Annotated in this window: 14 protein-coding genes and 2 pseudogenes; 9 read left to right on the forward strand and 7 right to left on the reverse strand. The window is 69.1% G+C overall.

What is annotated here, in order from left to right:
• Positions 1–105 precede the first annotated feature (105 nt).
• Together AC0680_RS20200 and AC0680_RS20205 are read right to left on the reverse strand one after the other, a co-directional pair.
• Positions 106–1,527, reverse strand: a complete 1,422-nt coding sequence (locus tag AC0680_RS20200; RefSeq protein ID WP_478630488.1) for an L-lactate permease — start codon at positions 1,525–1,527, stop codon at positions 106–108.
• Between the two features lie 202 nt (positions 1,528–1,729).
• Positions 1,730–2,494, reverse strand: a complete 765-nt coding sequence (locus tag AC0680_RS20205) for an AraC family transcriptional regulator (protein ID WP_478630489.1) — start codon at positions 2,492–2,494, stop codon at positions 1,730–1,732.
• 826 nt (positions 2,495–3,320) lie between these two features.
• On the opposite strand from AC0680_RS20205, the gene AC0680_RS20210 reads away from it, so the two are divergent.
• The 6 genes and pseudogenes from AC0680_RS20210 to AC0680_RS20235 all read left to right on the forward strand — a co-directional run bounded on the left by AC0680_RS20210 (position 3,321) and on the right by AC0680_RS20235 (position 10,265).
• Positions 3,321–3,692 carry a hypothetical protein gene (locus AC0680_RS20210; protein WP_478630492.1) on the forward strand — a complete coding sequence of 124 codons (372 nt, stop codon included), beginning with the start codon at positions 3,321–3,323 and terminating at the stop codon, positions 3,690–3,692.
• Between the two features lie 65 nt (positions 3,693–3,757).
• Complete coding sequence (locus AC0680_RS20215) at positions 3,758–5,704, forward strand: beta-N-acetylhexosaminidase family protein (RefSeq protein ID WP_478630531.1); 1,947 nt, start codon at positions 3,758–3,760, stop codon at positions 5,702–5,704.
• A gap of 542 nt (positions 5,705–6,246) precedes the next feature.
• A complete protein-coding gene (locus tag AC0680_RS20220; protein WP_478630495.1) occupies positions 6,247–7,662 on the forward strand; it encodes a DEAD/DEAH box helicase in 1,416 nt (471 codons plus the stop codon).
• A 263-nt stretch (positions 7,663–7,925) separates the two neighbouring features.
• Positions 7,926–8,428: pseudogene (locus AC0680_RS20225) on the forward strand (IS5 family transposase); the annotation flags it as partial.
• A 277-nt stretch (positions 8,429–8,705) separates the two neighbouring features.
• Positions 8,706–9,428: a hypothetical protein gene (locus tag AC0680_RS20230; protein WP_478630496.1), complete on the forward strand. Its 723-nt coding sequence runs from the start codon at positions 8,706–8,708 to the stop codon at positions 9,426–9,428.
• Between the two features lie 273 nt (positions 9,429–9,701).
• Positions 9,702–10,265, forward strand: a complete 564-nt coding sequence (locus tag AC0680_RS20235) for a dihydrofolate reductase family protein (RefSeq protein ID WP_478630499.1) — start codon at positions 9,702–9,704, stop codon at positions 10,263–10,265.
• 39 nt (positions 10,266–10,304) lie between these two features.
• On the opposite strand, the gene AC0680_RS20240 is transcribed toward AC0680_RS20235, so the two are convergent.
• The 4 genes and pseudogenes from AC0680_RS20240 to AC0680_RS20255 form a co-directional block, all read right to left on the reverse strand.
• Positions 10,305–10,598, reverse strand: a complete 294-nt coding sequence (locus tag AC0680_RS20240) for a PH domain-containing protein (RefSeq protein ID WP_478630500.1) — start codon at positions 10,596–10,598, stop codon at positions 10,305–10,307.
• Between the two features lie 69 nt (positions 10,599–10,667).
• Positions 10,668–10,892: pseudogene (locus AC0680_RS20245) on the reverse strand (IS5/IS1182 family transposase); the annotation flags it as partial.
• A 631-nt stretch (positions 10,893–11,523) separates the two neighbouring features.
• The gene (locus AC0680_RS20250) at positions 11,524–12,405 is read right to left on the reverse strand and encodes a GNAT family N-acetyltransferase (RefSeq protein WP_478630503.1); all 882 of its coding nucleotides are present in this window, start codon (positions 12,403–12,405) and stop codon (positions 11,524–11,526) included.
• Between the two features lie 56 nt (positions 12,406–12,461).
• Positions 12,462–13,262 carry a VOC family protein gene (locus AC0680_RS20255; RefSeq protein ID WP_478630506.1) on the reverse strand — a complete coding sequence of 267 codons (801 nt, stop codon included), beginning with the start codon at positions 13,260–13,262 and terminating at the stop codon, positions 12,462–12,464.
• Positions 13,263–14,074: 812 nt separating this feature from the next.
• On the opposite strand from AC0680_RS20255, the gene AC0680_RS20260 reads away from it, so the two are divergent.
• Both AC0680_RS20260 and AC0680_RS20265 read left to right on the forward strand, forming a co-directional pair.
• A complete protein-coding gene (locus AC0680_RS20260) occupies positions 14,075–14,701 on the forward strand; it encodes a TetR/AcrR family transcriptional regulator (RefSeq protein WP_478630532.1) in 627 nt (208 codons plus the stop codon).
• 748 nt (positions 14,702–15,449) lie between these two features.
• Complete coding sequence (locus tag AC0680_RS20265; protein WP_478630509.1) at positions 15,450–16,034, forward strand: GNAT family N-acetyltransferase; 585 nt, start codon at positions 15,450–15,452, stop codon at positions 16,032–16,034.
• Positions 16,035–16,558: 524 nt separating this feature from the next.
• Here AC0680_RS20265 and AC0680_RS20270 read toward each other — a convergent pair.
• Entirely contained in the window at positions 16,559–17,377 is an 819-nt protein-coding gene (locus AC0680_RS20270; protein ID WP_478630511.1) for a helix-turn-helix transcriptional regulator, read from the reverse strand.
• A gap of 34 nt (positions 17,378–17,411) precedes the next feature.
• On the opposite strand from AC0680_RS20270, the gene AC0680_RS20275 reads away from it, so the two are divergent.
• Entirely contained in the window at positions 17,412–17,885 is a 474-nt protein-coding gene (locus tag AC0680_RS20275) for a DUF2000 family protein (RefSeq protein WP_478630514.1), read from the forward strand.
• The last annotated feature ends 399 nt before the right edge of the window (positions 17,886–18,284 follow it).

Genomic DNA, 18,284 nt, shown 5'->3' on the forward strand with positions numbered 1-18,284 from the left:
CGACTGACTGGCCGGCTGACTGACTGAGGCGGTCGGTGCGCCATCGATGACCCCGGCCCGGCGCACCCACCCGCCGAACCACGAGCCCAAGAGGCCGGCCGAGGATCACGCGAACGAGACCAGGGCGACGGCCGTCGTCGCCAGGGCGGCGTACAGCGCGGCTGCCACTCGCAGGCCGAAGCGCAGCAGGCCGTACTCCACGACACCCGCGCTCTTCGCGGAGTCGCCGGCCACCGCCAGGATCAGCATGATCATGGGGAGCGAGGTGAAGACGGCATGGCCCGCCGCGCTGTTCTGCAGGGCCGCGAACCATACGTCGAGCCCGTCGCCGTGCGGGGCCAGGCGCTCCTGGAGCGGCATCATCAGCGCGTTGCCACCGACGTTGGAGCCGGTGATGAAGCCGCCCAGCATGCCGAGCGCGGGAGAGGCAAGCGCGATGACCAGCGGCGGCGCCGCGGCGACCGCCACACCTATCTCCCCGATCATGCCGCTGTCCGCCATCAACCGACCCAGGGCGACGAACCCGGTCAGGGCCAGCAGCGGTCGGCCGACACGGATCAGCGCGGCGCGGGCGTCCGTGCCGCGCAGTCGGCCACGGTCCAGCAGCAGGGCGGCGGCCAGCAGCGGCAGGCCCGGCGAGGACAGCAGCGCGAAGCTCGCGTTGCCCGCGTGCAGTTCCAAGGGCGGAACGCCGAGGGCTGTGGCCGTACGGGTGACGACGATGCCGCCGAGGACGAGGCCGTACGCATGCAGGACCGCGCGTGGTGGGAACAGCCGACCGGCGGCGGACTCGGTCCCCGCACCGGAACGAGCCCGGCGGGCGGCACACAGCACCAGCCCCAGCGCCGTCGTGAGCAGCCCGGCCAGAACACCGGCCGGCTGGACCACACCCGCCCGGTTGAGCAGCAGCAACCCGAGCGAGAGCGTCCCGCCCGCGCCCGCGGCCACGACGGCGGTACGGAGCCGGTGTTGCGGGCGGGCCAGCAGCGCCGCCCAGACGGTCACCAGGGGGAAGACCAGGCTGCTGGTGACCGCGGTGGCGGTGCCCAGTACGGCCGTGTCCGTGCCGACGAGCGCGGCGCCGATGACCGTGGCGAGGCCGAGGGTGCCCCACGGCATGATGTTCATCCCGAGCATCGCCTGCCGCAGCGCGGTCGCGGGCGGCGTGAGAGCGAGCAGCACCGGCACGGTGACCAGAAGCGAGACCCCGAAGCCGGTGAGCGCCTCCACCGTGGGGGCGATGCCCGCCACCACCAGGGCGACCTTCGCGGGGCCGGGCAGTGGCAGCCCGCGCACCCACTCCTGCAGCGACCGGTGTACCTCCCGGCGAGTGAGCACCTGGCTGAGGTGGACGCCGGGCAGCATCACCGCGGCGGCGTTGAGCACCAGCAGACCGGCTCCCCCTGCCGCTGCCGTCAACGCGCCTCCAGGCAGCGCGAAGTCCGGCAGCCACCAGATCAGGACCGCCGCCAGGGCGACGCCCGCAAGCGCTGCCCAGTGCGCCGGCCGACGCAACCCAGTAATCATCCCCAGCACCATGACGAGAGGGGACACCGCTATCGCCCACACCATCGTTCCAGCCGCCTTTCGTGTCTCGTTGCACGGCTGGAGCACAGCTTCGCGGCGCGACCGGCGGTGGTCTTGAACGAAAGTCGCGGGACCACGATCACGGTCACGGAAGTCGCGGGAACGCCGCTGCACCCCGCTGCGCCCCGCCGCACGCTTGCGCTCAGGCGCGGATGGCCCCCGGAGTGACCCCGAAGTAGCGCTTGCAGACGCGGGTCAGATGCGACTGATCGGCGAAGCCCGTAGCGGCCGCCACCTCGGCCGGCCGCTGCCCGGCCAGCAGCAGGCGGCGAGCTCGGTTGGCGCGCAGCCGCAGCAGGTAGGCGTGCGGCGGCAGCCCGTACGCCTGGCGGAAGGCGGCGATGAGCGAGGCCCGCGGCATGTTCGCCGCCGCGCTGAGCTCCGCGACGGTGACCGGTTCGGTCCAGCGGTCATGCAGCAACTGCCGGGCCAGATCCGGACCGCGGCGCACATCTTGCGGCGTGCCGATGGCGGACACCCGGCCGGTACGGGCGTGCCGCCGCAGCAACGCGCCCAGGCCGCCGAGCAGCAGGGACTCCGCGGTCAAGGGATCGCCCGCGTGCTCCTGCTCCCGGTGGACTCGGCGCAGCCGGGCGAACAGCGTGGCGTCCCGCACGGCCGTCTCCGGAAACCAGACCTCCGCGGCGCCCAAGCGCTCGTGGGCCAACTCGTCCACGAGCGCCGTGTCGAAATAGAACATCCGATACCGCCAGCCGGACTCGTCGGCGGCGAAACCGGTGTGCACCTGCCCGGGATTGAGGACCACAAGCTGCCCGGCCGGAACCACGACCTTGCCGCCCGCCATGTGCAGTCCCTCCGCGCCCTGCTCGATGACGCCGACGGCCAGCTCCTCGTGGCTGTGCCGGTCGAAGGCGAAGCGCTCGAAACGAGCAGCCAGCAGATCCACCCGCGCACTGCCGGCTGCGGTCCATAGCCGAGCGTGCTCGCCTCCCGATCCCATCAACGCATGATCACAGACCAGCGTCCGCCGGCGTATGGCCCTGCTCACGTCCCCTGGATCCGGTGGTCTTCTCCCACGCGGCCCGCTCTGGCCCGCGCTGGCCCGCTCCGGCGAGCCCCATCAGTGCAGCCGCTGCTGGGGATCTGCCCAGCGGCGGGCACGGCCTGAACGGACTTGGTGAGCGGGTCAGCGTCCTTGGGAGAGCTCTTCTTACTGCAGTGAGCCACGGGGCAGCTGCCGGTTCTGCTCGTGGGTTCTCGCGGTGAAGGTAGCGATATCTCCATTCGCGTACTCGTCGTCGACGAAGAAGAACTGTTTCGCTGCGGGCTCCAATGCTCGGGTATGCCTCCCGGAATGCCCACGAAGTCACATACCGGCCTGACCGGAACTCCCGGAGTGGGAAATAGTCCCCGCCGTTGCCCAGCTTGGTCTGCACACCATCAAGCGTCTTCTCGTGCGGACATCCGTCATGCCCCTCGACGCTGAGCTGGGTTCACGTCCAGCCCGCCGCGCCGGATGTCATGGGATCCGGCGGACTTTGAAGCACCCAGAAGCGGTAGATGTGCGCCGCTGGCCCTCGGCTTGAGAGTTCCTGACCTGCCGGAACCGGATCGGGCCTTTTAGCGTCTTGCGGGGCGATATGCGCCTGAATGGCGGCGACCGTGCCGGGGTGCGAACGGCACCGTCACCCAACAGAACTGCCACTGGAATGAGCTTCATGAACGAACAACTCGCTCATCAAGCGCCAACAGCCCGTATCAGGGCAGGCGCAGTGACCGCCTCCGGGACGGGCCTGAGAGGACGCAGCCGTCGCCAGGTCGTCGCGGTGCTGCTGCTGATCTTCGGCGGGTACCTGCTGCCAGTGGCGGGCTGGCTGATCGGCAGCGTCATATGGCTGCTCACACCAGGGTGGAACGTCCGGAGCAAGACGGCCGGGCTGCTGGTCTGGCCGTTGTGCACACTGGGCCTGGTAGCCACCAGCGCCGCCACCTACTGGCTGATCCTGCCCCTGGGCGACCCGGTCTCCTCCATCGCCACGTCCCTCTTCCTTCTGGTGCCGAGCAGTTGGTTCCTTCTGCTGCTGACGGCCGCCTGGACGCTGCTGGGCGCCGCGGACGCACCGCGCGGCGGAGAGCCGCAGTGACAAGGGCGCGGCGTGCAAGGAGGCAAGGCGCGCTCACGGTGACGATCCTGGTCATGGCCGTGGCCCTGTTCACGGGATGCGCACCGCCTCCGCACAGGGATGCGTCCGAGCCGGGCGTCCCTCCGCCGACGGTCGCGGCCGCTGAACAGGACGGCCCCGAGCTCCCTCGGGTCTCGCCCACACCCCGTCAGATCCGTCGCACGGGACCGGATCTGGCGGTGCCCGCCTCCGTGGATGTGGTGCGCGGTGACGGCGTCGACAGCTCTGCGGTGCGACGCATCACCCAGGCACTGCACGCGGCGGGCGCCACCGACGTGCGTGTCTCCACTCCCAAGGCTGCGACCGCCACCGGCCGGCAGTCCCTGACCGTCGTCGTCGGCCGGATCGACAGTGAACTGGTGTGTGGCCTGCTCAACCGCAGCAACGCCTTCGGCCGTGGCGCTCTCCCCGCAGAGGGATACCAGATCACCACGGGTTCGCTGCGAGGGCGCCCGGGCGTGCTGCTGGCCGGCAAGGACACCGATGGCGTCTACTACGCGGCCCAGACCTTCGCCCAGCTCATCCACCGTTCCGCCATCGCGGGAGCATCGGTCGTCGACTATCCGTCCATGCCGCAACGGGGCGTGGTCGAGGGCTTCTACGGCACACCGTGGACCCATCAAGCGCGCCTGGACCAGCTGGCGTTCTACGGGCGGATGAAGCTCAACACCTACCTTTACGCGCCCAAGAACGACCCGTTTGAGCGAGACCGGTGGCGCGATCGCTACCCCGCTGCCGAGGCGGGCCGGCTGGCCGACCTGGTCAAGGCCGCCCGTGCCCACCATGTGCGTTTCACCTACGTACTCTCCCCGGGCAAGTCCATCTGCAACAACTCCGCCGACGACCGGCAGGCCGTCATCGACAAGCTCCAGTCCCTGTACGACCTGGGAGTACGCGACTTCGCCATCGCCTTCGACGACATCCATCCACTGCCGGTGTGGAGCTGTGCCGCGGACTTCGCCCGTTGGGGGACGGTCACCGAACAGGCCCTGGCCGCTGCCCAGGCGGAACTGCTCAACCGCGTACAGAAGGAATTCATCGACCCCCACCGCGCAATGCGGACGCTGCAGATGGTGCCCACCCAGTACAGCGACCTGTCCGACACCCTGTACAAGAAGACGCTGCGCCACCAACTGCACAGGCGCATCGGCATGATGTGGACCGGCACCGACGTGCTTCCCACCAGCGTCACGGCAGACCAGGCGCGCGACGCGGTCGCGGTATGGGGCCGCGACGTCATGCTGTGGGACAACTACCCCGTCAACGACTCCGACCAGACCACCGGACGCCTCCTGCTCGCCCCCTATGCCAAGCGTGCCCGGGAACTCGACCAGCACCTGTCGGGCGTTGTGGTCAACCCGATGAATCAAGCCTCGGCCAGCAAGGTCGCCGAATTCACCGGCGCCGACTACGCCTGGAACACCCACGCCTACGACCCGACGACCAGCGCACGGGCAGCCACCGACCACCTCGCCGGCGGAGACGCCGCGACCACCCGGGCATTGCAAGTCTTCTTCGACACCCAGCACATGGCCCCCAGCTGGAGCGGCGCCCCCTGGCAACCACAGGCCCCTGCACTGGCCGCCCGACTGGAGCGTTTCGACAAGCAGTGGGAGAGCGATCGCAAGCACCAGGCCGTGGAACAACTCCGGTCGTACGCCCGCCTGATGGCCGCAGCGCCCGATCGCATCAGAACCCACGTCGAAGACCGAGGTCTGGCCACAGAAGCCAAGCCCTGGCTGGACGCTCTCGCCCTGTGGGGCCAGGCTCTCACCACCACCTGCGACGCACTCCAGGCACGCCTCGACGGGAACGCAGAGCAGGCCGAAGAACTGCTGACCCGCTCCCGAGCCAAGGCGAACCAGGCCTCAGACCTGCGCACCATCCCAGGCGCCACCCGACCCCAAGGCCCCATCAAAGTCGCCGACGGCGTACTCGACGCCTTCCTCAAACGAGCCCCGTCACTCCGCTGATCTGCTCCATTACTCCATTGCTCCATTGCCCGATGGAATCATCGCCCGTGCAGGTGAGCATCGCATCGGGCGAGATTTCTGACGCGGCACCCCATAATTCAAGTCTTGGCCAATACTGGCGGGGGCTTGATCGGTTTGATTGAGAGGTGTTCCGCTACTCGGACGTGGCGGCTTTTCCTGCTTCGCTTCGGCACCCTTGCGGCCAGCTTCGCAAGATTCTTCAGACGTGAAGTGTGGGCCGTTCCTTTTCCTGGGCCGGGTGTCCCCTTCGATACGATCTCGCGCTGTTTCTCGCACAGGGAGCTCGGCTAAACACGTCGGAAAGGGCTCTCAGTCGTATCGCGTCACCGACTGCATCGCGTCACCGACGAGGGCGGAGTGCTCGGCACCACAACACCGGATCGAACTATCACTTTGTGTTACCCTCAACCGTTTGGTCGGCTGTGACGGCTGGCGACTCCGGCCGTCCGGTTCCCACTGTCCGTCGGCTGCTCATTCCTGCCGGGCCTTCCTCGGTACGTTCCCCATGCGGAAGGCTCTTCATGAACCACCCGGACCGCCCCGGCACCTCGCACGGCGACCTCGCCCAGCCGGCGACCCCCACCCCGACAGTGCCGCCGGTCGCCTCCTTCGCCGACCTGGAACTGCCGGCCGAGGTACTGCGAACGCTCACCGAGCGCGGCGTGCGCGAGCCCTTCCCGATCCAGGCAGCCACGCTGCCCAACGCCCTCGCCGGCCGCGACGTCCTGGGACGCGGGCGCACGGGATCGGGCAAGACGCTCGCCTTCGGCCTGCCGCTGCTCGCACGGACGGCCGGGCGGCGCGCGGAGCCGAAGCAGCCCCTCGCCCTGATCCTGGTACCTACCCGGGAGCTGGCCCAACAGGTAACCGAGGCGCTCGCGCCGTACGCCGACGCGCTCCGGCTGCGGATGGCCACCGTCGTCGGCGGCATGTCGATCGGCCGGCAGGCCGCTGCGCTGCGCGACGGGGCCGAGGTCGTCGTCGCCACCCCTGGCCGCCTGCACGACCTCATCGAGCGCAGGGCCTGCCGCCTGGAACGGGTACGGATCACCGTCCTCGACGAGGCGGACCAGATGTGCGACATGGGCTTCCTGCCGCAGGTCACCGAGGTGCTCGACCAGGTGCATCGCGACGGCCAGCGGATGCTGTTCTCGGCCACTCTGGACCGCGACGTGGACGACCTGGTCCGCCGCCACCTCCACGACCCCGTCGTCCACTCCGTCGACCCGTCCGCGGGCGCGGTCACGACGATGGACCACCATGTGCTGGTCGTGCACGGCCCCGACCGGTACGCCGTCACCACGGAGATCGCCGCCCGCGACGGCCGCGTACTGCTGTTCCTGGACACCAAGCACGCGGTCGACCAGCTCACCCGGCATCTGCGGGCCAGCGGAGTGCACGCCGCGGCCCTGCACAGCGGCAAGTCCCAACCGCAGCGCACCCGGACCCTCGCGCAGTTCAAGAACGGCCAGATCACCGCCCTGGTGGCCACCAATGTCGCGGCCCGCGGTCTGCACGTCGACGACCTCGATCTCGTGGTCAACGTCGACCCGCCCACCGACCCCAAGGACTACCTGCACCGCGCGGGCCGCACCGCCCGGGCCGGTGAGTCCGGCAGCGTCGTCACGCTGGTGCTGCCCGGCCAGCGCCGCGAGATGACCCGGCTGATGGCCGGGGCCGGCATCGAGCCGACGATCACCAAGGTGCGTTCGGGCGAGGCGGAGCTGAGCCGGATCACCGGCGCCAAGGCCCCCTCCGGTACCCCGCTCGACCGCGGACCCGCCGCGCCGCGGGCCAAGAACACCAATGCACCCTTCCGCGGCCTGGGCACCAGCAAGGACGCCTCCCGCGGCACCGGCGGTAAGTCCCGCAAGGCCAACGAGGCCCGAAAGCTCGCCGAGGCCCGCAAAGCGGCCCGGGTCCGCCGCGGAAACTGAGACCTACTGCTTACAGCGTGTGGCGCACGGGCCTGCTCGGGATGTAGTCAGCGCCTCGCGCTGAGTCCGGCCACCGCGCAGACCCGAGTTCGAGCCGGCCCTGGTTACGGCCGGGCATCGGACGGTGCTCAACGGGGGAGCGGGAGGGCAATCACGGGGCGATCGGCCGGCCGTAGCCAAGCCCATCCAGTGCCTGCGACGGTGAGGAGTTCACGGACTCTGAGGACCCGCGGGTGGGCCAGGCGTGCGACTGCCCGCAGACGATCCAGGAGCGCAAGGCGGCGGCCAAGGTGGTCCTCGGACCCCGGCACCTTCCGAAGTACGGGGGACGGGGCGGGCGTTGGAGGAGTCATCGCACTGTCATCAACGGCATTCTCTTCCGCCTGCGGATCGGCATCCCGTGGCGTGACGTGACCTGCCTGCCCGTTTCGGTGAGTGGAGGACCGTTCATGATCGCCACCGACGGTGGTCGGCGGCCGGCACATGGGAGAAGATCCTGCGGGCCGTCCATGCGGACGCCGACGCGGAAGGGCGGATCGACTGGAGTGCGGTGAGCGTGGATTCCACGGTGTGTCGTGCCCATCAGCACGCGGCCGGGGCCCGTCACAGGCCGGCACGGGTGCCACGACAGCGTAGTCGGCCCCCGCGGCATCGGCCCGACGAGGCGGTGGGCCGCTCATGCGACGGCTTCACTACCAAGATCCACCTGGCGGGTGACGGCGCCTGCCGCCCGCTGGCGATCCTGAACACACCCGGACGGTGGGGGATGCGCCGCAGCTGCGGTAGCGACCCGCTTCGACAAGCGGTCTTATGCCCTTCACGGCGACGTAACTGTGACTGCGGTCCGGCTCTGGCTCCGCTCGTGCCCCGCTCGACAGTCCTTAGGGCCGACCGGGCGCCGTGCTCTGGACCGACCAGGGGAACATGCCCCGACTGCCCGGCTTCCCGCGATCACAATCTCCGCCCCGCCCCGGGCCGTATGCGAACCTGACGTCGTCCAACAGTTGTCCTGGCCCGCAGGGCTCAACGATTGGAAGCGCGCAATGGGCGGGGCAAACGAGCCTTCGAAGTCGACGGAATCTCCAACCCCGACCATCGGAGAGATTCAGGCCACGCTGGGTAAGCGGCTGGACGACGTGGCCAAGATCCTGGCCGGTGCCCTCGTGGCGGTGGCCGGCATCATGACGACATTGGGACTCAACAGCAAGTTCGTGTTCGTCGCCCTCAACAACAGGTCGTGGCCCATCTACGTGGCCTCGCTCTGTGCCATCATCTCCATCGTCTGCAGCATCGCCGCCTTGCTCATCCGCCCCACGAGCCGCGGGGTCGTGTGGGAGACGGGCGTGCTCGTCCTCGGTGTTGTCTTCTACATGGCGTCCCTGAGCATTGCCGTGGTCGGCGCCGCTCAGGCCGCGGGCGGAAACGGCCGCCCGACCTTCACCGACGTCAGACTCGACGGACCTCGCTCCAACATGCGGCTGCACTTCGGCGTGCATGCCGACGGCGTCCAGAAGTGGTCACATGTCGAGGTGTCCGTAAGCCCTATGAATTTGTCCTCCGGGAAGTGGGGCAGGGACCTCTACTGGAGTGTGCTCAGACCTGACGATCAGGGGAAGATCGCGCAGCAGATCGACATCCCGCTCTCACCTCCGGCCGGAACGTCTGTGGTCGCGGTTTCGGCCGTTAACCCAGACGAGTCCGAGCCGGGAGCATGCGAAGCCAAAACCCAGCACGGGCCGGCGTGCACGGAACTCCACATCTCCTGAAGCCGGACCACAATGGCGGCATCCGCGGCTGGACTCTGCCGACCAGCTGCCCGGCGGTTGATGATGAGGACACGGGATGCGATCACCGATCACTTGAAAAGGGCTCGACTCCCTCGACCTGATCCGTCGGACAGGCGTCGTCGTCGATGAGGTCTTCTCAACGAAATGATCATCTCGTGCGGTGACTCGGCCCTGGGGACCCCGCGAGCCGTGTTGAGCCTGCGGCGTCCGGCGGTCTCGTACTGTCGACCCCATTACCGAGGAGGACTTCCGATGCGCAGCGTGACCTATTCGATGGGCGTCTCACTTGACGGCTATATCGTCGGGCCGGACGGCGACTTCAACTGGACGGCGCCCGACGAGGAGGTCTTCCGCTTCGTCACCGACGAGATTCGAGGGGTCGACGTCCACCTGTTGGGCCGACGGCTGTACGAGACGATGCTGTACTGGGAGACCGCCGACCAGGATCCATCGCTTGACGACTCGATGCTTGAGTGGGCCGCGATTTGGAAGGCGCTTCCAAAGGTGGTGTTCTCCACCACGCTTTCGGCGGTGCAGGGCAATGCCCGCCTGGCCTCCGGCGGCCTGGCGAGGGAGATCGAACGGTGGCGAGCCGAGCCGGGGGAGGGCGACATCGCGATCGGCGGCGCCACTCTCGCCGCAGAAGCGGCCGCGTTGGGTCTGATCGACGAGTACCGGGCCAGGGTCTACCCGGTGCTGGTCGGCGGTGGCATTCCGTTCTTTCCCCAGCGCGAGCGCCGGGTGGATCTCGAACTCGTCGAGACCCGCACATTCGGCTCGAGAGTCGTCTACCTCCGCTACCGCGTGGCGCGCTAGCCGGCTTGTTTCGCTGGGCTCTAGGCACTGTCTGGCGGATCATGCTTCGGGGGCGAGCGGCTGGAGGTCGTAGAGGTAGGAGCGGTCGTTCTTGAAGCTGCGCCAGACGGTGGTCGGAGGTTGGGGTTCGTCAGCGTGGCTGTTGAGGGGATGGGCAGTGACGAGGCCGTCAGCGATCTCGCAGTGCCAGCCGTCGGTCGGCGACCAGACACACCACACGTTCCCGTCCGTTCGGCGGTAGGCGGGGCGGCCGTTGCGTTCGCCGTCGCGTGCGAAGGTGTAGCGGAGCCCGTCGATGTGGCGTACGAAAGTGAAGGATGCAAGTGCTGTCATGCCTTCGGCACTGTAGGGGACCACGCTGCCGGCGGCTGAGGGATTCTGGGGTATCCCGGTGCAGGTGCATCAAGGGCGGAGCCAGAGCCGGGTTGCGGCGATGGTGACGGTGCCATGGAAGACGTAGGCCCTTTTGTCGTAGCGGGTGGCGACGGCCCGGGAGTTCTTGAGCCGGTTGATCGTGCGCTCGACCTCGTTGCGGCGTTTGTAGATTTCGCGGTCGAAGCCGGTGGGCCTGCCGCCCTTGCTCCCGCGCCTTGTGCGGTTGGCCCGTTGGCCTTTCGGTTCGGGGATGGGTGCGTGGAGGTGGGCCGCGGTGATGTCCGGGACAGACCCCGTTCGACGTCGGCTCCCACGGTGGGGAGCCGTACGGTGCGGACAGGAACCGGATGTTGCCGCCGAACGCCGTGTGTTTTGGGCTGCACCACCCGCCGTTTCCGTTGTCGCGGACACCGGCGACGCGGTCGCTCTCGATGAGTGTGCCGTCCAGTACGACGTGCGTCGTCCCGGACTCCTGGCAACGTGTCAGGGCCTCGTGCTGGCCGGGATCCTGGAGGGCGAGGACGTCGACGATTCCCTCGCCCAGGTAGCGGCAACCGGTGGCCTGGGAGATGTTGGCGTCGCGGGCCAGGGGCTGGACGTAGCCGCCCTCGCGGAACCGCGGAACCAGTGCAGTGCGAGCACGGACTGACGGAAACTGACGGAAGGGGCCGAGCGCTCGAGAACCATGCGGGTGCGCATCCGACGGCGGAGGGCGGCCAGGAGGCGGGCGAGGAACTCGACGATGCGGCACGGGTCGTCGAACTTGGCGGCATGGGTGACCACGTGAAGCCCCTGGTGGCTACGGACCTGATCTTGTGGTGAGACCCGTCCTACCAGGGGCTTCACGCTTGTGTCGGGCGTGCAAGGCCGCTGCGCGATTCGTCTACAGGTCGAGCTGGTACTCGTAGGCCGTGTGCGTCGGGAGGTATCCGAGTTCGTCGTTGACGCGCCGCATGTACGGGTTGTTGTCGGCGGTGTCGGTCAGCAGGCCGCCGAGGCAGGGGTGGCGTTCGCGAGCCCGGACGATCGAGGCGGCCTTCATCCAGCGGGCGAGGCCGCGGCCTCGGTGTTCGGGCAGTACCGCCGTGCCATAGTGCTGGGCGTCACCCGTGCCGCTGCCGGGGACCACGAGTTCGGTGAACCCGGCTATGGAGCCGTCCGACCGGTCGATGGCCGCCACGGTGTGGAGAACGTCCCCGCGTGCGGCGACGGCCGCGGCCGCTGCCCGTACCCGTTCGAGGTCCCAGACGGCCGTGCCGTAGTCGACGGTGCCCATCGGCATGTCGTCCATGGCGCGACGTGAGGCCACAAAGGTGTCGGCGAGTTCGTCGGGCACCATGCCCTCCCATGCCGCCAGCCGGTAGCCGGCATGCCGGTTCTCCGCGACGGCGGTGAGCGCGGCAAGGTCCGCGTCGGCCAGCGGGAGTCGGGCATAGACCAGGCTCAGCACTGCGCGGAATCCGGCGGCGAGGAGGAAGTCGGCGCCGGGAGAGTCGGATTCGGCCTGGGATATGACGGCGCGCCGGCCGTCCTCGCGGGCAGCGGCGACGGCCGCGGCGAGCAGGAGGGAGCCCGCCCGTCGGCGCCGTTCGGCCGGGTGGACCTGAACGTCCAGCTCGGCGAGGTGACGCTGTCCGTCCTTGGTGAACAGGCGCAGGAAGGCGGACCCGACGGGGTGGCCCTCGGGGTCGGCGGCCAGCCAGGCCAGGCGGTGGAAGGCGGAGGTCTCCGCGGGGTCGGTGAGGGCGGTAATGCGTACGGACAAGGTGTCTCCGTTACGAGAAGGATGTACGAGGGGCGGACTCGTCCTGCGCGAGGCCGTCACTGGGCCCAGGGCAGGACGCGGGTGCCCTCGGTGCCGGGGACGGAGGCCACGCCGTCCGCGCGCATGGCGACGTGTGCCTCGGCCACCCGCGGAGCGTGTATCTGGCGGAGTACGTCCGGTGGGAGGACGAAGGTCTGCCCGGCCGAGATCTTGTCGCTGCGGCCGTCGCAAGTGACTTCGAGGACGCCGGCGGTCACCGTCCAGACCTGTTCGCGGCTGATGAAGTGCTCGGGGCCGCTCTGGCCGGCCTCCATCGCGACGGTCCAGGTGCTCAGCTCCGCGCTGCCCCGGCTGGGAGCGGCCAGGCCGGTCATAAGGGCGTTCGGGGACTCGGTGACGTTCTCGGCGGCGGGGCTGATCACGTGCACGGTGGGCCTCTCGGGTCTCTCGGGCCTCTCGGGCTGTGCCGGCTCGTCGGGGGTGGCCCATTCGACGAGCTGGACAACGATTCCGTTCGGGTCGGTCAGCTGGAACAGCCGCTCGCCCCAGGGCTCTTCGCGCAACGGCATGGTGATGGGGGCGCCGGCCTCGCGCAGGCGCTGCTCCTCGGCGTCGATGCCGGTGACGGTGAGCGCGACGATCAGACCCGTGGCCTGCTGGTCGCGCTGCTCGGGCGGGAGGACCTCGGTACCGCTGCGCAGCAGCACGATGTCGACCGCGGCGTCATCGCCCCGGGTCAGGGACGCGAAGCCGTCCGTGGCCATGGCGACCTGGTAGCCGAGGTGGACGCAGAAGAAGTCGCGGGAGGTGTCTACGTCGGCGACGGTGAGGGACAGGGTGGAGGTGGTGACGTGCAAGGGGGCTCCTGGCAGGTTCGGGTGGTGAATCTGAGGGGGTGGGTGCTCTGATGCGGGTGCGGAGCCGGTGTGCTGCTAGTCGGCCGGCTTCGCGTGGGTGAGGACGAGGTTCCGAGGTTCCCGACCTCGAACACGTGGCTGTCGGTGAGTCTGAAGGTGACGGCGAGAAGTCGGTGCGGAAGAGCGGGATGCCGGAGGCGGCCACGATCGGGTACTGCTTGACGATCGGCTCGTCGGTTTCGGGCAGGAGTTGGCCGGCCAGGTCGGCGCCACCGCAGATCCAGACACCGAGCCCGTCCTCCTCCTGCTTGAGCCGGCGGATCAGCGTCACCAGGTTTTCCGCGGTGAGCACGTCGGCCGGGTCCGGGCTGGTGGTGGGCGAGCGGGAGAGGGTGATCTGCTGCAGGTGGGCGTACGGGTTGGTGAGGTCGGCGGTCAGTCCGGGGGAGTGGGTGCCGCGGCCCATGAGCGCGGTGTCGAAGCGAGTGGTGGGTGCGTCGGCGACTCCGATGGCCACGCGGCCCGGGGGCGGAAGGGCGTAGGGCGTTCGTGTACTCGGCGATCAGGTGCGGGGCCAGGTGCGGGGCGAAGTCACGAAGTCCTCGGTGAGATACGGCGTGAAGAGGTCGAGGTCGCCGTCGGGGCGGCGAGGAAGGTGTGGATGGTGGTGCCGATGACGTAGGTGAGCTTGCGCATCCCTGTCTCCGTTCGTTCGGGGCGAACTTTACGACGGACGTAACTTTAGCCAGGCATGCGTAGCTAGGTCAAGCGTATTTTTGCAGCGGGTGTAAGATTGCTCCATGGGTACCGAGATGGGGCTCCGTGAGTCCAAGAAGCAGGAGACCAGGCAGCTGATCTCCGACTGCGCGACCAGGCTCTTCATCGCGCAGGGCTTCGAGCAGACCACGATCACCGAGATCGCCACCGCGGCTCGCGTCGCCAAGAAGACGGTCACCAACTACTTCCCCCGCAAGGAAGACCTGGCCCTCGACCACCACGAGGCATTCACCCAGGGCCTGGCCCAAGTCGTCGCCGAGCGAGAGCCCGGCGAAGAGCCGCTCACCGCCCTGGAGCGGACGTTTCGCGCCGCCCTGCTGGAACACAGCCCCGTCGTCGGCTTCACCGGCTCCGCGTTCGCCCGCATGGTCGCCGACAGCCCGACCCTCAGCGCCCGGCTGCGCGAACTGCACGAGCAGCGAGAGGAGTCGCTTGCCGCGGCCCTGGCCGCCGTCACCCAGGATCCCGTCCCAGCGATCGTGCCCCGGGCCGCCGCGGCCCTGATCGCCGCAGCGGACCGTCTGCTGTTCCGGCGCATCCAGGAACTCACTCTGGCCGGCCACTCCGACGACGAGATCGAGGCCACCTTGATCCCGGAGGCCGACCACCTCCGCACCCTCCTGGCCGCCCTCGGCAACCACCCCACCACCGCAGCCCCGTGACCCCGCCGCGTTCGCGTCAGACGGCTTCTGCTCCGGTACCGACGGCTGAGGCGCTGTCGCGTTCGCCAGAATCGACGGGCAGCCCCGCGCAGCGCGGATGCGGTAACCGGCGTCATCTGGCTGGATGACGCCGGCACCATCCAACGCCACCAGCCACACCCCTCAGCACGCAGGCGCACACGACCGCGGTCGATCCGTTGAGCGCGACGTAGCCATACCCAGGCGCCCGGACCGGCCGTGCCTGCGTCTTCTTCTGGCGTCCCGTGTCGTCGGCTCGTCTGGACGCGGGTCCTCGTACCGCTCGAGCGATCGGCTCCCGGTCGGCCACCGGCGCGGGGCGAGGCGGGCGCCGCTTCTGAAGCGCTCAGTCACACGAGATCGAGATACGTGCCGGAGAGCGACAGGTGTCACAAAGGCAGGCTTGTTGTCACCGAGATCCTTGCGTCTGGTGGCTCTGTTGAGTCGTCGTGACGCGTTAGTCGGAACCTCGCCAAGATTGTTGGAACCGCCTGCAGCTCCGAGAGGCCGTTAAGTCCGTCTTCTGGTAGTGACCTCCTCCGGGTGCGGTGAGGAAGCCTTGGCGGGTGAGGCGGCTGTGGTTGACGTTCATGCCTGGGTCGTCGGTGGGCGGGCCGAGAAGTCGTGCCGTGCACGATCTGCTGGTAGGCGGAGCCTTGGGCGTGAGGATCGGACCGGGGGTCGGATATTCGGTGTTCTGCCCGCCCCATGCGGACACAAGATGGTGCGCATGACTTTGGCCACCCCCATACTGCACACCGCTCGCCTGCGACTGCGCCCCTTCACCGACGCCGATGCGGACCCGCTCTTCGTCCTGCACAGCAGCACCTACGTGATGCGCTACTGGGACTCCCCGCCGTGGAACGAACGGGCCCGCGCCGAACGCTTCATCAACATGTGCCGGAAGATGGCGGACGAAGGCACCGGGGCCCGGGTGGCCATCGACCGTGCTTCTGACGGGGCCTTCGTCGGCTGGTGCGGTCTGACCGGATGGAACCCGGACTACCGCAGTGCGTCGTTGGGCTACGTCCTCGACGAAGCGATGTGGGGACACGGCTACGCGACGGAGGCCGCGCACGCCTTGCTGCAGTGGGCATTCGACACACTGGACCTGAATCGAGTTCAGGCCGAGACCGATACGCGCAACGTGGCGTCCGCCCGGGTCCTGGAGAAGATCGGATTCAGGCGTGAAGGGACGTTGCGGGAGGACTGCGTCGTGAACGGCGAGGTATCCGACTCGTGGGTGTTCGGGTTGATCAGGCGGGAGTGGCGGCCGGCGGCCGTGCCGATTCCAGCCCGCGAAGAGCGGCGTTAAGTCCGTCTTTGGTAGAGGCCGCGTCCAGGTTGAGTGAGGAATCCTTGAGGGGGAGGCATCCAAGGCGGCTGCGGGTGACATTCATGGCCGGGTCGTCGGTGGGCATGCCGAGGAGTTCGTGTAGATCACTAAGCTTCATTCCACTGTCCCCGCCGCCAACGACGACACCCTGCTGGCTATCCACCCAAGGGCCGTCGGCCGCGGGGCCTGCGTCGTCGACGAGAAGCACTGGGACGGTCTTCCCGACGGCCGGAACCCACGGACCACCACCGGTGACATCCCTCCGCAGCCCCGCCCCGCCACCAGGACGCACTCGGCGAGGAGACGGCGGGCTCGCTGCGGCCTGTCGGTCTACTTCGCATGTCACGCGCAACGGACTTGGCCAGGTCGGCGCAGCCTGACGGTGCCGACTACCGCGTCGCGTCGCGCCTTGTCATGTCTCGTCACGTCTTGTCACGTCATGCGCGTGGGCATTGGGGTGCTCTTTTCTTTGCGAAGCAGGCGACGGTGGGACGGGCGGCCGCTCAGCCAGCAGCACCGCTGCGGGCGTACTGGCCCGGCGTGACGCCCACGACCCGCTTGAAGTGCCGGTTGAGGTGGGACTGGTCGTAGAACCCGGCGGCGGTAGCGACCTCGCCCGGCGGCCGTCCGTCGAGCAGGAGGCGGCGGGCCAGATCGACGCGGCGGGACACCACGTACTGGTGGGGGGCGATACCGAAGGCGCCGCTGAAGGCACGTACGAGATGGGTGGGATGGGCGTGGATCAGGCGCGCGGCCTCTTCCAGGGTGACGACTCCGAGCAGCCGCTCGTCCAGGAGGTCACGCAGGTTCCGGGCGACACTGTGGTCGGGCCGCGCGTCGACGACGGCCGGCCCGGGACGCAGGTGCTCGCGCAGGTGCTCGCCGATGAGAGCCAGACGGCTTTCCGCCTCGAACTCGTCGCCCCGGCTACCGAGGGCCGTGTGCAGTTGTCCGATGCGTCTGCGCAGGACGGGATCGGTGAGGTCCGGACTGTCCACCGCCGGCCCGATGAAGCTCTCGTCCAGCTGCGTCATGTCGAGGTAGAGCACGCGCTTGCGAAAGCCGTGAGGGGTGGCGGGTGAGCCGTTGTGCGGGACCTGCGGCGGGAGCAGGCTCACGGTGTCGCTCGGCGTGCCGCGCTCGTGGCGGTCCAGGTCGTAGCGGACCGCGCCGTCGTCGACGATCAGCAGTGTCCACGCGTCGTGGACGTGCATGGGGTAGGCGTGCTCGGTGAAGTGGGCGTGGAAGACCTCCACGACCCCCGCGACCTGCGGGCGCCAAGCGGAGACTTCTAGCCGGGACGTCACGCAAAGAACGTACAAGACGCGGAACACATGTGCTCGGGAGTCTTGAAGCATGAGAACCGAGCATGAGACCAAGGCCGGGGTCGAGACCGGTGCGGGGTACGAGAACGCGCCTGTCCGCTTCGACACCAAGATCGCCGTCCTGCTGCGCGAGGACCTTGAGCCGTGGCAACGGCTGAACGTGACCGCCTTCCTGGTCAGTGGGCTCGGCACGGCGTCGCCCGAGCTGATCGGCGAGCAGTACGAGGACGCCGACGACACCGTGTACCTGCCGATGTTCCGCCAGCCCGTGCTGATCTTCGAGGGTACGAAGGAGATGCTGACCACCGCGCACGCCCGTGCGCTGTCCCGCTCACTGCCAAGGGCCGTGTTCACCTCGGACCTGTTCCACACGGGCAACGACAGGGACAACAGGGCGGCTGTGCGGGCCGTGGGCAAGGATCAGCTCGATCTGGTCGGGATCGCCGTTCACGGGCCGCGCAACGCGGTGGACAAGGTCCTCAAGGGCGCGCGGATGCACCCCTGAGCGATCTCGCGATCTCGGACCTCGCCGATCCTGATTCTGGTCCTTGGCTCTCGGCCCGCGCCCCGCGCCCCGCGGGCGGCTGGGCGGCTGCCGAGCGGGGCTCTGCTGACCACGAGACCGCGTCGTCGGTGACAGCTGCCCTGGTTCGGGTGGGGGGAAGCCCCAGGTCGGATGATGGCGACGGTGACGTCCCTCGCGCTTCGGCACAGGACGCGGACGTGGGGGGGGGGGGGGGGGGGGGGGGGGGGGGGGGGGGGAGCGACCCCCCCCCCCCCCCCCCCCCCCCCCTCCCCCACCCCCCCACCCCCCCCCCCCCCCGCCCCCCCCCCCCCCCACCCCACCCCCCCCCCCCCCCTCCCCCTCCCCCCCCCCCCCCCCCTCCTCCCCCCCCCCTCCCCC

It is taken from the genome of Streptomyces sp. NPDC043738 (genome assembly GCF_056436545.1).